The sequence below is a fragment of the Parapedobacter indicus genome, assembly GCF_900113765.1.
GTDB lineage: Bacteria > Bacteroidota > Bacteroidia > Sphingobacteriales > Sphingobacteriaceae > Parapedobacter > Parapedobacter indicus.
Genome location: NZ_FOQO01000008.1, coordinates 202,230 through 216,003 on the forward strand (window position 1 = coordinate 202,230; position 13,774 = coordinate 216,003).

Genomic DNA, 13,774 nt, shown 5'->3' on the forward strand with positions numbered 1-13,774 from the left:
AATGTTACATGAGCAAGCAACGTAAGTCTCAGATAGGCAGCCGTGATTTTAATTGAGTTGAATGCCGAATAAATCGGCACACGGCAAAAAGACTGTTTGACCTAACCGGCATTTACTAATACACCACTACCTCATCTGTGAGTAACAGTTCGTGCTGTACGTTGGTAGCCACAATACGGAGGTAGCGGCCTGTCTGTGGGGTATCAAAATGGATTTCAAAGGTTTTAGCCACACGGAAACGCTCCGCTGGCGATAGGTCATTAGTCACCGTACCTGCCTCGCGGAAATTTTTGCCATTGTCTGACAGCAACACTTTTACCTCTCCGGGAAGATAAGCCTTCACCGAATGGTCTTGCAGGAAACGAATCGCTACACGGTGTAATTCCTCCCGCCGCTCAAAATCAACCGTCACATCCACGTTATTCCGGAATCCCTGCCATTGGCCATCGTCGGCCTGCCGCCCTCCTTTACTGCCGTTTACCAACGTACGTGCTTCTTCAGCCGCATAGGTGTCCCAAGGTGTTTGATAGGAAACGGCTTTACCGATGGCTTTATGGACATCGGCCCTGGCCACTGCCACCGGTCCGACGCGACCCGAATCCACAAAAAACGCAGCCTTGACAGTAGCCGCCATAGACAGTTCGATCGGCTCGGTATACCACGCCGATTTTGCATCCGGCTCATTACCGTCGGTTGTATACCGGATACCCGTTCCATATTGTTCGGTAGACATGGAAACCGTATTCGTCAGCGTATCCGGATTAAAACGGATCGCAATATTCACCCCGTATGAGGGTCGATAATAATTGACATGAAGTTTTTGCAAGAGGCCGTAGTGCTGTTGCAGTCGTTCGTAAAAATCCGCCCAATCGCGTTGTTTCGGGTTGGACCAAACCACCTCCGCCAGTGCCAATGCACGCGGAAAGGCCATGTACTCTACCTGCTCCGATGTTGGCATGTATTCCGTCCAGATATTACCCTGCGCGCCCAAAATGTGCTTCGCCTTTTCTGCCGCAACCTCCGCCGGAACCGGTTCGTATTCGTACACCTTGCGCAAGGGAATGTAACCACCGATCGCCTCGGGTTGCGTCCGTGGATCACTTTGATAATAATCAAAATAAAGATGTGAATTGGGAGTCATGACCACATCATGCCCCGCATTAGCCGCTTGAACCCCGCCATCTTCGCCACGCCAGCTCATCACCGTTGCGCCGGCAGAAAGTCCGCCTTCCAATAGCTCATCCCAACCAATCAGCTTCCTTCCTTTCGACTGCAGAAACGCTTCAATACGTTTTACCGCATAAGGCTGTAATTCGTCCACAGTCTTGAAACCTTCTTTTTCCATCAATGCTTGGCACTTCGGACAGGTTTTCCAAGATTCTTTACTTGCTTCATCTCCTCCGATGTGGATATATTTCGAAGGAAAAATAGCGATCACCTCATTCAATACATTAGTCAGAAACGCAAACGTTTCCTCGTTACCGATACAAAATTCGGCATGTTGATAAGGCTGTCCTGAACAGGATAAGGCTGGATAGACAGCCAGCACTTCATCGGAATGCCCCGGCATTTCGATTTCCGGAATGATCGTAATTCCTTTTCGTGCCGCATAGGCCACCAACTCCCGAGCCTCATTCTGCGTATAATATCCACCGCTTGCATTGGGATTTCCTTCATTCAAATACCTCCGCCCATTCTGCCACCAATCTTTCCAATTGACATGCGTGCGCCAAGCGCTCTTTTGCGTAAGTTCGGGATATTGTTTAATCTCCAGTCGCCAACCCGCACCGTCCGTAAGGTGCCAATGAAACGTATTGAACTTATAGAGCGCCATCAAGTCGATGAATTTTTTCAGGAAAGACAGCGGATAAAAGTGTCTTGAAACATCGAGATGAAGTCCGCGATACGTAAAACGGGGCCTATCTTCAATGAACATAGCAGGTAATATCCGACCATCGGGCTGGGTATATGCCAACTGGATCAACGTCATTATCCCGTTGATGATGGCGGCCGACTGATGTGCGGTAATCGCAATGCCACCCGTATCCACCGTCAGCCGGTAGGCATCCGCAGGAAGTTTATCTTCTTCACGGGCAAGAATGAGCCGTATACCGCTTTCCGGTATCCGTTTCCGGGATTTAATACGCTCAACAGGCCTGAAGTGTGCATAAGGGTGTTCGGCGAGCAACGAAGCGAGATCTAAAAATTCGTCGAATGCATACACGGACGCAACCGAAGGAAATATATACGCGCCTTCGTGGATTTCCAGGGTAGTGGGCTGGGGAATAAGGGATATCCGTTCTTGAGCAAGGGCAGGCATTACCGCCATAGACGACAACACCAACAAACCCAATATCAATCTGCCTGCATATTGAGTCATGCGATCTGTTTGCTTTAGTGTATCTGAGACAAACTTAGTCAAAATGCTTATATAATGCAATAATCCGTACCTTTGTTTGACAGATAAAGACACTGACTCTCAATCCTGTTTATGAATCTCTTTTTTTTGACATTACTGACGTTCGCTTGCAGCAAGGGGGCAACTGAATCATCCGAATATACCTTCGCGTCTACTCCCTCTTGGGCGGACGAATTTGATTACGAAGGTCTACCTGATGAGACGAAATGGGGATATGACATCGGATCTGTAGACGGCTGGGGCAACAATGAGCTCCAGTACTACACTGAAAAACGTCTGGAAAATGTACGTGTAGGTGGCGGTGTACTTACCGTCACAGCGATTCGTGAAGACTATGAGGGAGCAGCATACACATCGGCAAGGCTGGTAAGCCGTGGAAAAGCAGACTTTCGTTACGGAAGATTTGAAGCAAAAGCAAAAGTGCCATCCGGTGTGGGTACTTGGCCCGCCGTGTGGATGCTGCCCACCAATTGGGAATATGGAGGGTGGCCCGCGTCAGGTGAAATCGACATCTTAGAACACGTCGGATACGATCCCGATGTTGTGCACATCAGTGTGCATACCGAAGCCTATAACCACACCATCGGAACACAAAAGACAGCAAAAAAAAGAATCGAAGACGCAACGACCGGTTTTCATCTTTACCGCGTGGATTGGACACCCACTTACATACGCGGATATGTAGATGATGTACAGATTTTCGATTTTACCAATGAGGGGACGGGGTTTCGCACGTGGCCCTTTGACAACGAATTCTACTGGCTCATCAATATCGCGGTGGGTGGCAACTGGGGTGGCCAACAGGGTGTTGATGAAACTTCTTTTCCGGCCCGGATGGAAGTGGACTATGTACGGGTTTATAACCTTATTAACTAAAGGTTGTTAAAAAATGTAAAAGTTGTTAAAAACGTTAAATCCTTACATACCTGCTGATTAGGTAGCTACTTTTGCTAAAACTTAATCAGTAAAACCATGAAAAATAAGACATTGCTTTTATGGCTGCTGCTATCACCCATAGCCAGTATGGCTCAACTTAACCAGCCCATCAATTATCAGACCACCACCCGCCAATATTACTCGGCCACAGTACAAGATACGTTTACCGTCTCCGTGCAACTGCCCAAAGATTACCATTCGAATACCGACACGCATTATCCAATAGCCGTATTGCTAGATGGCGACTTTTATTTCCCTTCCATGGCGCCCCTGGTAAAGCAGTATGAAATGACAGGACTACTGCCGCCTATGATTCTGGTAGGTATCGGATATGGTGATTTTCAAAAAATGGATTCGCTACGGGTAAGGGATTTCCTTTACCCAAAAGCATTGGAATCGGATGAAATGGAGGCTCCCGGCGGTGGAATAAATTTTTACAACTTTATAACGACCGAACTGTTACCACAAATGGAAACAGAGCTGCGGGTGGATTCCGCACAACGCACATTGTTGGGGCATTCTTTCGGTGGGTACTTTGCATTAGCTGCATTGTTGCAACAGGCAAAAGCGGACAAAACCATTTTTTCCAATATTGTTGCGGCAAGTCCCACATTGTGGTACCATAATTTTTATCTTAACGAGCTACCGGATGAATTAACGCATCATAAATCCGACCGCCGTCTGAATATCGTCTTAACGGCGGGCAGTTTGGAAAACAGCGATTGGACCATTGACCCGATCTATAAACTGACCATTGCATTTAAAAATCAAGATATCAAACGCCTGTATTTGGATACTTTCATCTACAACTCCCTGGATCACATGGACACCGGCCAGTTAAGTTTTATCAAAGGGCTGCAAAGTTTTTACAGCCCTCAGGTTACTCAATAATTACTGCTGTGCCACTGGCGGTGACCATCAACATGCTTCCCCCGCTGCCAACTGTTTCGTAATCAAGATCCACACCTACTACCGCGTTCGCACCCATAGAGGCCGCATACTGCTGCATTTCGTAGATAGCGGTCTCCTTGGCCTCCCGCAATACTTTTTCATAAGATCCCGAACGGCCACCGACGATATCGCGTATTCCGGCGAAGATATCGCGAAAGAAATTTGCTCCGATGATTGTCTCTCCGCTCACCAAACCGATATATTTGGTGATTTTTTTCCCTTCTACCTGAGGTGTTGTTGTAATAAGCATGGCAATCGATTTTTTACCATTGGATACCAACTCCGGAAAATTGTTACAGAATCGCCGTATCGTCTGTGGCTCGCGGGAATTTTATCGACCTAGTCTATCCGCAAGAAGTTCCCATCCTTATCGAACCGCAATTCCATCTCATTAGACAGCTTAATCTCCTGTCCCCGGTCGTCCAGTTCCCAGTCCCGTATGAAAAGGTCTGGATAATGAGTGTTGACATAAGCCAATAAACTGGGGGGAACGATACTATCGGGAAGCTTGTTTGCCCCTTCTGCCCCCAGGATTTTCCCATTTTTATCAAAATCAAGGTTATATCCTTCGCTTAGATACACATCGTAGGAAGTCTTCAAATCATCCCGTTCCTTTACCACTTGGAGAATCTCATATCCGGGGAAATGCTGCGTAATATACGCTTGGGCTTTGGGAGGAAGTCCATCTGCAGAAACGATCTTTTCTTTATCGCAAGCCGCAGCTAGGATCCAAACCGTACTCAATAAGACCATCAGATAGTTTGTTTTTTTCATGATTATGTATGTTATTGTTCTTGAATTTATACCAAGACAACTCCACCGCAGTTTACCCTTACTGCATTCACAAAAAAAGTCAACTATTTTACTATTTTTTCAAGTATATCGATATACAATCGAATCCCTTCATCTATTTCATTTAGGTAAATAAATTCGTTGGCCATATGCGACCGCGCTGAATCACCCGGCCCCAATTTGAGCGACGGAATATCGAGTAAGGCTTGGTCGCTGGTGGTCGGTGATCCGTATGTGATCCGTCCAAGCGCTAGGCCCGCCTGTACAACGGGATGGTCCTTGGGTATTGACGAAGGTTTGAGCCTCAGGGAACGGGGGTTGACCTCACAGGTTACATGCTGACGGATAATGTCAAGTACTTCTTCATTGCGATACACATCTGTTACCCGGATATCCACTACGAATTCACAGGTAGCAGGTACCACATTGTGCTGAGACCCCGCATGAATAACGGTGACACTCATTTTGATTGGCCCGAATTCTTCGGATTCCTTCGGGAAACGGTAGTTAAGGAACCAATCAATATCTTTAATTGCTTTGTAAATCGCATTGTCGCCCTCTTCACGTGCGGCGTGGCCGGCTTTACCCTGAGCCACACAATCCAGCACCACCAATCCCCGTTCCGCAACAGCCAGCTGCATCAGCGTAGGTTCGCCCACAATCGCGAAATCCAACCGGCCTAAATCGGGAATGACCGATTCCAAGCCATTGATACCCGAAATTTCTTCCTCCGCCGTAGCAGCAATACAAAAATTATAGCTGAGTCCCTCCTTCGGATAAAAATACAAGAAGGTGGCAATTAATGACACCAAACATCCGCCGGCATCGTTACTACCCAAACCATATAAGGCTTCATTTTCTATATCGGCCGAAAAGGGATTCCGAGTGTAACCCGTATTGGGCTTTACCGTGTCATGATGGGAATTAAGTAAGATCGTCGGTTTGGCCGGATCAAAATATTTATTATAGGCCCAAATATTGTTTATCTTACGATACGTGTGCACCCCCCTTTGTTGCAGGAACCGCTCAATTGTATCCCCCGTTTGGCTTTCCTCCTTACTGAACGAAGGGATACGGATGAGATCCTGCAAAAGCGATGTACTCTCTTGGATTAACTTTTCAATCATTATAGAGCCCCCCGGCCTTGAGTGCGGACAATTTGATACCTTTGATAAAGGCGGAGCTGAATCCATTGTGTTCCATCTCATTCAATCCGGCTATCGTACAGCCCTTGGGCGAGGTTACCTTATCAATTTCACTTTCCGGATGACTTTGAGTTTGCAGCAGTAAGTCTGCCGCACCTTTTGCCGTTTGCACGGCCATTTTCAATGCGTCGTGTGCGTGAAAACCGATTTCCACCCCCCCCTGTGATGCGGCCCGGATCGCACGGAGAAAGAACGCTATACCACAGGCACACAACGCCGTAGCTGAAGTCATCAGGTCTTCGTTGATGGTTACCACCGAACCGACCGTTTCAAACATCCTCGTTACCCGCTCCAACTGTTCATCAGATGCGTTGTCTGATGCAATACAGGTCATAGACTGCCCAATCGCAATAGCCGTATTCGGCATCGCCCGGATCACCTGTATGTTGTTCCCCAACTTATCCCGCACATCCGCGCACGTAACACCCGAAATCACAGACACCACGATTTGCTTTTCCGGCGAGACAGCAGGTGCAATTTCTTCCAGTACCTTTTTTAATTGCTGTGGCAAAACAGCCAGCACGATGACATTGGCGTCATAGACGGCCGCTTTGTTGTTATCACTTACCTTAAAGCCTTTAGCAGCCTCCTCATTTAGCAGCTTAAGGTTTCTCCGCGTCAACGTGATATCTTCAGCATGACAATACGCCCTGTTTACCAATCCTCTCGCCAATGAAAGGCCAATATTACCGCCTCCAATAATCGTTATCTTATTCATTTTTTAACGTAAAAAATAAAAAGTAAAAGCTCAACGCACCAATCTCGTTCCAAAGTGCTGTTCGCGCAGCAACTGTAGATCATCGGCACGACCAATGCATACTTCATTCACGCCCTTTCCGATAGCTTCGAATGCATTGTATAATTTGGGCACCATCCCATCGGCAATGACTCCTGCTGTTTTCAGCTGCTCAAACTCACCGGCCCGAATTTCGTCAATTACCGAATTTTCGTCGGTAATATCGCGGAGTACGCCCCGCTTTTCAAAACAATAAACCAAAGACGTTGTATACCGGGCAGATAAGGCAACAGCTAGTGCAGCGGCAATGGTATCTGCATTTGTGTTCAGTAGTTGTCCTTGGCCATCGTGTGTAATGGCCGAAAACACGGGGGTAAGACCGGCGTTAAGAAACGTATCGATCGTATCGGTATCTACCGAACGGGGAAGGATGTCGCCCACAAAACCGTAATCGACCGTCGTAACCGGACGCTTTACCGTTCGGATGGCATTGCCATCCGCGCCACTCAATCCTATGGCATTGCAGCCCCGCGATTGCAGTTCCGCCACCACTTGTTTGTTGGTCAACCCCGCATATACCATCGTTACGATGCGCAACATCGCTTCGTCCGTGATACGTCTGCCTTCCACCAACTTCGCTTCGATACCCAAGTCAGCCGCCATTCGGGTGGCAATCTTGCCGCCGCCATGCACTAATATTTTATATCCGCGCAGGTTGGCAAAACGCTCCAAAAAATGCTTCAGTCCTTCCGCATCGTCAATAACGTTACCACCGATCTTAATGATCCATAACTTTGCTTGCATCTTTCTCTTAATTGTCCGACAGTAATTGTTCGAGCATGCGCTTCAACACCGCCTGTGCCGCCCATACACGGTTGCCCGCTTCTTGGATCACCAACGCATGAGGTCCATCCAGTACCTCACTGGCTAATTCCAAATCGCGGCGCACCGGCAGGCAGTGCATAACCTTGGCCTCATTTGTCAGGGTCAGCTTGCTCGAATCAATCATCCACCGTTCATCAACCGAATGAATCTTACCATAATCTTCGTAAGAAGACCAATTTTTCACATAGACAAAGTCGGCCCCTTCAATCGCTTCATCCAGCGAATGCATAACGGTGGCACCCCTTGTAAATTCCTCTGCAAGCGCATACCCCACTGGATGTGCGATGGTAAAATCAACCATTCCTTCCGCCTGTGCCCTGCACATCCATTCCGAAAAAGAATTGGGCACAGCCTGCGGTAGCGCCTTTATATGGGGAGCCCAAGCCATAACCACTTTTGGAAGTCTGGCCGTTTCATGCCAATGTTCCCGTATGGTGATCAAGTCTGTCAGGCTCTGTAACGGATGGCGGGTTGCACTTTCCAAGCTAATCACAGGTACCTTGCAGTAGCTCATAAACTTCCTGAACAAGTCCTCGCTATAATCTTCCTCGCGGTCCTGCAACTTAGGGAAAGAACGCAAGCCGAGAATGTCACAGTATTGCCCCATTACCGCCGCGGCTTCACGAATATGCTCTACGGTGTTTCCATCCATGGTCACACCGTCTTTTGTCTCCAGCGCCCACCCTTCCTTATCCATATTCATAACCATCACGTCCATACCCAACTGGATGGCTGCCTTTTGGGTGCTCAACCGGGTGCGCAAGCTCGGATTAAGAAACACCAAGCCAAGTGTCTTCCGCTTGCCCAAATTGGCTGCGGTAAAGGGGTTGCTCTTCAGCTGCAAAGCCTCGTCTACCAATTGAGATAGGTTAGCTACATCTGCTACGGAGAAAAATTGTTTCATTTGCCTAAACTTATCTGTTGCTTTAAACTAAACCATTCGGCTAAAATTCTTTCAGCCGCTCATCCAGTGCTTCCAAAAACTGATCGGCATGGCTTTTCGTCATCGTCAGCGCTGGTAGCAACCGAATTACATTCGGCTTGGCTTCGCCGGTGAAGATACGGTTTTTAGCCAACAAATCCCGCTTGACGGTACTCAGCTCCTCGGGAAGATCGATACCGATCATCAGTCCCCTGCCCCGTACTTCCCGGATGGCGGTAAACTTCGTTAACTCCTCGATAAGGTAGCTGCCTAATTCGGCCGCACGTTGCATCAGCTCTTCGCGCTGGATGACTTCCAACACAGCCAATGCAGCCGCACAAGCAAGGTGATTGCCCCCAAAGGTAGTACCTAACATCCCGAACCAGGGCGTGATGGTGGGCGATATGGCAATGGCACCGATGGGAAATCCGTTGCCCATGCCTTTGGCCATGCTGTAAATATCCGCATTTATTCCTGCGTAATCATGCGAATAAAACTTTCCAGTACGACCGTATCCACATTGAACCGAATCGGCGATAAATACCGCCCCATACTGAGTAGTCAACGCTCGGATTTTCTGTAAAAATTCGCTGGAAGCAACTCGTATTCCCCCGACTCCCTGTATGCCCTCTATAATCACGGAAGACACCTCCTCACCGTATGTGGTAAACGCATGCTCAAGCGCCTCCACATCATTGAAAGGCAGGAAAACAACGTTGTCCGTCTCATTAACGGGGGCAACGATCTTCGGATTATCGGTAGCCGCCACCGCCAGCGAAGTACGCCCATGAAATGCGCCTTTAAAAGCAATCACCTTTTTCCGCCCATTATGGAAGGAGGCTAATTTCAACGCATTCTCATTCGCTTCCGCACCGGAATTACACAGGAACAACTGGTAATCGAGCCTACCGGAGACCTTTCCCAGCAAATCGGCCAACTGACGCTGCAACGGCATTTCCACGGAGTTGGAATAGAAACCGATCTGTGCTAATTGTTCGGTAATACGTTTTAGATAATGAGGATGGGTATGACCAATGGAGATCACCGCGTGACCACCGTATAAATCAAGGTATTCATTCCCTTGGGCGTCCCAGACCGTGCTGCCCTCAGCTTTCGTAATCGCTACGGGGTTAATGGGATATACATCAAATAGGTTCATGTTTATTCTGTATTAAAATGGGTGTCAAACAACTAAAAAACCCGTTTTTCGAAATCAAAAAACGGGTTTCACTCATTCAATGAACTAATTCGCTTAGTCTTCTTTCTTATCTTCTTTAGGAGCTTCTTCCGTTTCTGGGGTGGCCTCTTCCGCATCGGCTACCTCCTGCTCACCGGCAGCCTCAGCAACCGGTTCCTCCTGAGTTTCGGCTTTTGGTTCCTCAGCTACCTCTTCAACGACAGCAGCTGCGGCAGCGTCCGCTCCAGATTTCTTCTTACCGCCACGTCGTCGTGTAGATTTCCGCTCCGTAGCCACTCCATCTTTCTTGTATATTTCATTGTAATCGACCAATTCGATAAACGCCATTTCCGCATTATCGCCCGAACGATTTTCCAATTTAATGATGCGCGTATAACCTCCAGGACGATTTGCAACTTTCTCCGAAACCTCACGGAAGAGAATGGTCACTGCCTCTTTGTCTTGCAAATAGCTAAATACAGTCCGGCGAGAATGTGTGGTGTCGCTCTTTGATTTTGTAATTAAAGGCTCCACATATTTGCGCAATGCTTTTGCTTTCGCCAATGTAGTCGTGATACGCTTATGTAGGATCAGCGAAGTTGCCATGTTAGCCAACATCGCTTTCCGATGGCTTGCTGTGCGGCCCAAGTGGTTGATTTTCTTTCCGTGTCTCATTTTAATTTTAAAATTTGTGCATACCGTCTCCGATCGCTATCGGAGGGAATTATGCAACAGGTCGCTAACTATTATTCTATTATTCCTCGTCAAGCTTATATTTGGCCAAATTCATACCAAATGACAAGCCTTTTGATTTCACCAATTCCTGGATCTCACTCAGGGACTTCTTACCGAAGTTCCTGAATTTTAACATATCCGCCACGTCATACGTCACCAACTCCGCAAGCGTACGGATATCGGCAGCCTTCAAACAGTTAAGTGCGCGTACCGATAAATCCAGGTCGACCAATTCGGTCTTTAGGATTTTACGCATATGTAAAATCTCTTCGTCTACCACCTTCGTCTCTTCCTTGGCTTGCGACTCGAGCAACATATTCTCGTCGGAGAAAAGCATAAAATGCTGGATCAGGATTTTAGCAGCCTCCTTCAAGGCATCCTCCGGGTGGATGGACCCGTCTGTAGAAATATCCAACAACAACTTCTCGTAGTCGGTTTTTTGCTCTACCCGATAGTTCTCAATCGTATATTTCACGTTCTTGATTGGCGTGAAAATCGAATCCACAGCAATCATTCCAACCGGACCATCGGTCACTTTATTTTCCTCGGCATTCACATATCCCCGGCCCTTTGCAACGTTGATCTCCAGTTCGAGCGTTACCGAACTTTCCATGTTACAAATAACCAGATCTGGGTTTAATACCGTAAAATTATTAGAAAAATTAGTGATATCCCCAGCCTGCAATTGATCTTGCCCGTTGACGACCATGAAGATCTTTTCAGATTCGCCCATTTCTCCTGTTTTCTTGAAACGCACTTGTTTCAAGTTGAGGATAATCTCTGTCACATCCTCCACAACACCTTTTATCGTGGAAAACTCGTGCGATACCCCCGAGAAACGAACCGACGTAATTGCATATCCTTCCAGTGAGGACAATAGAATACGGCGTAAAGCATTACCGATGGTCACACCGAAACCCGGTTCCAATGGACGAAATTCAAACGTGCCATCGAAATCCGTCGATTTCTGCATGATAACTTTATCAGGTCTTTGAAATGCTAAGATTGCCATGTATTTATTCTTATGTTTGTTTACAAAAATTACTATACAACAGAAGAGCATAAACCAAACGGTTATGCTTTCCTGCAGCGTTATTTATTTGGAGTACAACTCGACAATTAAGTTCTCCTTGATGTTTTCGGGGATTTCGGTCCGCTCGGGGTAGTTAAGGAATTTCCCCGTTAACCCGCTTGCATCCCACTCCAACCAGCTGAATTTATTGATTTTGTGACCAGCTACCGCGTTACTGATTGCTTCGAGTGATTTCGATCGCTCGCGCACCGCAATTACGTCACCGGGACGAAGGCTATAGGAAGGTATATTTACCACTTCACCATTTACCGTAATATGCTTGTGACCCACCAACTGACGCGCGGCAGAACGAGTCGGAGCAATTCCTAACCGATAAACCGTATTATCTAAACGGGCTTCCAAAAGCTTAAGGAATACTTCTCCCGTGATCCCCTGCTTAGCAGAAGCTCTGGCAAAAAGGTTTGCAAACTGCCGTTCCAGTACGCCGTAGGTATATTTGGCTTTCTGTTTCTCCAACAACTGAATCGCATATTCCGACTGCTTTCCTCTACGTTTTGAAACCCCATGCTGTCCCGGAGGATAGTTTTTACGCTCTAATGCTTTGTCAGGCCCGAAAATTGGTTCTCTGAATTTACGGGCAATTTTGGACTTTGGTCCTGTGTATCTCGCCATATGTTGATTGGTTTTAAAGTATCATTCAGCCTATAACTGAAGAATCTTAGCTTTAAAAATTGTTTGTTATACTCTTCTGCGTTTGGGAGGGCGGCAGCCGTTATGGGGCAGCGGCGTAATGTCTCTGATGGCCATCACCTCAATACCCGAGTTTTGCAACGTCCGGATGGCCGACTCGCGTCCGGCACCGGGGCCTTTTACAAAAACTTCCACCTTGCGGAGTCCCAGATCATGTGCAACTTTGCCACAATCAGAAGCCGCCTGAGAAGCTGCGTAAGGTGTGTTCTTCTTCGATCCCTTGAAGCCCATTTTACCAGCGCTTGACCACGAAATCGTCTGCCCTTGATTATTGGTGAGCGTAACGATAATATTGTTAAACGTAGCATTGATATGGGCCTGACCAACCGGCTCGATGACAACAATACGCTTTTTGCTTGCTTTTTTAGTCTTAGCCATTGTCTCTTCTCAATTATTATTTAGTAGCTTTTTTCTTGTTTGCAACAGTCTTACGTTTTCCTTTCCGCGTACGCGAGTTGTTCTTGGTACGTTGGCCACGAACAGGCAAATGCTTACGGTGGCGCAGACCCCGGTAACAACCGATATCCATCAAGCGTTTGATATTCAACTGAACTTCCGAACGGAGTGCACCTTCAACTTTGATCTCGTCGTTGATGACGGTACGGATAGCAGTCAACTGCTCGTCGTCCCATTCCTGCACCTTCACGTTATAATCGATGCCAGCTTTATCTAAAATCCGCTGTGCGGTCGACCGACCGATTCCGTAAATGTATGTGAGGCCTATCTCTCCTCGTTTGTTTTTCGGTAAATCTATACCTGCGATCCTTGCCATATATTATTAACTGTTTTTATCCCTGACGTTGCTTGAATTTAGGGTTCTTCTTATTAATTACAAATACCTTCCCTTTGCGACGGATAATTTTGCAATCCGCGCTGCGTTTCTTGATGGATGCTCTGACTTTCATGATCTTACTGTTGTTCTTTGTACGGAATGCCCACTTGCAGCGCAACGCAAAACACGCTTAAAGCATTCGATTTATCTTTTTTTATTTTTTAACTTTTTACTTATAACGGTATGTTATTCTTCCCTTTGTTAAATCATACGGCGACATCTCCAGTTTTACCCGGTCTCCGGGCAGAATTTTAATGTAATGCATCCGCATCTTCCCCGAAATATGAGCGATGATTTCATGCCCGTTTTCCAATTCGACACGAAACATCGCATTGGAAAGTGCTTCTTTAATGACTCCGTCTTGCTCAATTGAGGATTGTTTCGCCATATAGTCTTGATTA

At 47.0% G+C, this 13,774-nt stretch carries 17 protein-coding genes; 2 read left to right on the forward strand and 15 right to left on the reverse strand.

Going from position 1 to position 13,774, the window contains the following annotated elements:
- Positions 1-115: 115 nt before the first annotated feature.
- Entirely contained in the window at positions 116-2,380 is a 2,265-nt protein-coding gene (locus tag BMZ56_RS16885; protein ID WP_090628686.1) for a glycoside hydrolase family 20 protein, read from the reverse strand.
- A 111-nt stretch (positions 2,381-2,491) separates the two neighbouring features.
- Between BMZ56_RS16885 and BMZ56_RS16890 the strand changes: the two genes are divergently transcribed.
- Both BMZ56_RS16890 and BMZ56_RS16895 read left to right on the forward strand, forming a co-directional pair.
- Positions 2,492-3,295: a glycoside hydrolase family 16 protein gene (locus tag BMZ56_RS16890; RefSeq protein WP_090628688.1), complete on the forward strand. Its 804-nt coding sequence runs from the start codon at positions 2,492-2,494 to the stop codon at positions 3,293-3,295.
- Between the two features lie 96 nt (positions 3,296-3,391).
- Positions 3,392-4,246 (forward strand): alpha/beta hydrolase, encoded by an 855-nt coding sequence (locus tag BMZ56_RS16895; protein WP_090628689.1) that lies wholly within the window; start codon positions 3,392-3,394, stop codon positions 4,244-4,246.
- On the opposite strand, the gene BMZ56_RS16900 is transcribed toward BMZ56_RS16895, so the two are convergent.
- From BMZ56_RS16900 to infA, 14 genes are all read right to left on the reverse strand, one after another.
- Positions 4,236-4,556: a heavy metal-binding domain-containing protein gene (locus tag BMZ56_RS16900; protein ID WP_090628882.1), complete on the reverse strand. Its 321-nt coding sequence runs from the start codon at positions 4,554-4,556 to the stop codon at positions 4,236-4,238. The genes BMZ56_RS16895 and BMZ56_RS16900 overlap by 11 nt on opposite strands.
- 89 nt (positions 4,557-4,645) lie before the next feature.
- Positions 4,646-5,080 carry a PepSY-like domain-containing protein gene (locus BMZ56_RS16905; protein WP_090628692.1) on the reverse strand — a complete coding sequence of 145 codons (435 nt, stop codon included), beginning with the start codon at positions 5,078-5,080 and terminating at the stop codon, positions 4,646-4,648.
- An 83-nt stretch (positions 5,081-5,163) separates the two neighbouring features.
- Complete coding sequence (locus tag BMZ56_RS16910) at positions 5,164-6,225, reverse strand: M20 family metallo-hydrolase (protein ID WP_090628694.1); 1,062 nt, start codon at positions 6,223-6,225, stop codon at positions 5,164-5,166.
- Positions 6,218-7,021, reverse strand: a complete 804-nt coding sequence (proC, locus tag BMZ56_RS16915; RefSeq protein ID WP_090628695.1) for a pyrroline-5-carboxylate reductase — start codon at positions 7,019-7,021, stop codon at positions 6,218-6,220. Before proC ends, BMZ56_RS16910 begins: the two co-directional genes overlap by 8 nt.
- A gap of 30 nt (positions 7,022-7,051) precedes the next feature.
- Positions 7,052-7,843, reverse strand: coding sequence for an acetylglutamate kinase (gene argB / locus BMZ56_RS16920; protein ID WP_090628697.1), 792 nt, complete (start codon positions 7,841-7,843; stop codon positions 7,052-7,054).
- Positions 7,844-7,850: 7 nt separating this feature from the next.
- Positions 7,851-8,828 carry a Rossmann-fold NAD(P)-binding domain-containing protein gene (locus tag BMZ56_RS16925; RefSeq protein WP_090628699.1) on the reverse strand — a complete coding sequence of 326 codons (978 nt, stop codon included), beginning with the start codon at positions 8,826-8,828 and terminating at the stop codon, positions 7,851-7,853.
- 40 nt (positions 8,829-8,868) lie between these two features.
- Positions 8,869-10,005 carry an aspartate aminotransferase family protein gene (locus BMZ56_RS16930; RefSeq protein ID WP_090628700.1) on the reverse strand — a complete coding sequence of 379 codons (1,137 nt, stop codon included), beginning with the start codon at positions 10,003-10,005 and terminating at the stop codon, positions 8,869-8,871.
- 93 nt (positions 10,006-10,098) lie between these two features.
- On the reverse strand, positions 10,099-10,698 hold the full coding sequence (gene rplQ / locus BMZ56_RS16935; RefSeq protein ID WP_090628702.1) for a 50S ribosomal protein L17: 600 nt from the start codon (positions 10,696-10,698) through the stop codon (positions 10,099-10,101).
- A gap of 79 nt (positions 10,699-10,777) precedes the next feature.
- Positions 10,778-11,770 (reverse strand): DNA-directed RNA polymerase subunit alpha, encoded by a 993-nt coding sequence (locus tag BMZ56_RS16940; protein ID WP_090628703.1) that lies wholly within the window; start codon positions 11,768-11,770, stop codon positions 10,778-10,780.
- An 84-nt stretch (positions 11,771-11,854) separates the two neighbouring features.
- Positions 11,855-12,463, reverse strand: coding sequence for a 30S ribosomal protein S4 (gene rpsD, locus BMZ56_RS16945; protein ID WP_090628705.1), 609 nt, complete (start codon positions 12,461-12,463; stop codon positions 11,855-11,857).
- Positions 12,464-12,529: 66 nt separating this feature from the next.
- Positions 12,530-12,919, reverse strand: coding sequence for a 30S ribosomal protein S11 (rpsK, locus tag BMZ56_RS16950; RefSeq protein ID WP_090628707.1), 390 nt, complete (start codon positions 12,917-12,919; stop codon positions 12,530-12,532).
- 16 nt (positions 12,920-12,935) lie between these two features.
- Entirely contained in the window at positions 12,936-13,313 is a 378-nt protein-coding gene (gene rpsM, locus BMZ56_RS16955; RefSeq protein WP_090628708.1) for a 30S ribosomal protein S13, read from the reverse strand.
- Between the two features lie 16 nt (positions 13,314-13,329).
- Complete coding sequence (gene ykgO, locus BMZ56_RS16960; protein WP_013665024.1) at positions 13,330-13,446, reverse strand: type B 50S ribosomal protein L36; 117 nt, start codon at positions 13,444-13,446, stop codon at positions 13,330-13,332.
- 96 nt (positions 13,447-13,542) lie between these two features.
- Complete coding sequence (gene infA, locus BMZ56_RS16965) at positions 13,543-13,761, reverse strand: translation initiation factor IF-1 (RefSeq protein WP_013633164.1); 219 nt, start codon at positions 13,759-13,761, stop codon at positions 13,543-13,545.
- Between the last annotated feature and the right edge of the window lie 13 nt (positions 13,762-13,774).

Bases quoted from the DNA above. Each gene is read 5' to 3' on its own strand.
- BMZ56_RS16930 (WP_090628700.1), bottom strand. From the start codon at position 10,005: ATGAACCTATTTGATGTATATCCCATTAACCCCGTAGCGATTACGAAA.
- BMZ56_RS16895 (WP_090628689.1), top strand. From the start codon at position 3,392: ATGAAAAATAAGACATTGCTTTTATGGCTGCTGCTATCACCCATAGCC.
- BMZ56_RS16905 (WP_090628692.1), bottom strand. From the start codon at position 5,080: ATGAAAAAAACAAACTATCTGATGGTCTTATTGAGTACGGTTTGGATC.
- argB (WP_090628697.1), bottom strand. From the start codon at position 7,843: ATGCAAGCAAAGTTATGGATCATTAAGATCGGTGGTAACGTTATTGAC.
- BMZ56_RS16910 (WP_090628694.1), bottom strand. From the start codon at position 6,225: ATGATTGAAAAGTTAATCCAAGAGAGTACATCGCTTTTGCAGGATCTC.
- rpsM (WP_090628708.1), bottom strand. From the start codon at position 13,313: ATGGCAAGGATCGCAGGTATAGATTTACCGAAAAACAAACGAGGAGAG.
- rplQ (WP_090628702.1), bottom strand. From the start codon at position 10,698: ATGAGACACGGAAAGAAAATCAACCACTTGGGCCGCACAGCAAGCCAT.
- BMZ56_RS16885 (WP_090628686.1), bottom strand. From the start codon at position 2,380: ATGACTCAATATGCAGGCAGATTGATATTGGGTTTGTTGGTGTTGTCG.
- proC (WP_090628695.1), bottom strand. From the start codon at position 7,021: ATGAATAAGATAACGATTATTGGAGGCGGTAATATTGGCCTTTCATTG.
- BMZ56_RS16940 (WP_090628703.1), bottom strand. From the start codon at position 11,770: ATGGCAATCTTAGCATTTCAAAGACCTGATAAAGTTATCATGCAGAAA.
- rpsK (WP_090628707.1), bottom strand. From the start codon at position 12,919: ATGGCTAAGACTAAAAAAGCAAGCAAAAAGCGTATTGTTGTCATCGAG.
- BMZ56_RS16900 (WP_090628882.1), bottom strand. From the start codon at position 4,556: ATGCTTATTACAACAACACCTCAGGTAGAAGGGAAAAAAATCACCAAA.
- BMZ56_RS16925 (WP_090628699.1), bottom strand. From the start codon at position 8,828: ATGAAACAATTTTTCTCCGTAGCAGATGTAGCTAACCTATCTCAATTG.
- BMZ56_RS16890 (WP_090628688.1), top strand. From the start codon at position 2,492: ATGAATCTCTTTTTTTTGACATTACTGACGTTCGCTTGCAGCAAGGGG.
- rpsD (WP_090628705.1), bottom strand. From the start codon at position 12,463: ATGGCGAGATACACAGGACCAAAGTCCAAAATTGCCCGTAAATTCAGA.
- ykgO (WP_013665024.1), bottom strand. From the start codon at position 13,446: ATGAAAGTCAGAGCATCCATCAAGAAACGCAGCGCGGATTGCAAAATT.
- infA (WP_013633164.1), bottom strand. From the start codon at position 13,761: ATGGCGAAACAATCCTCAATTGAGCAAGACGGAGTCATTAAAGAAGCA.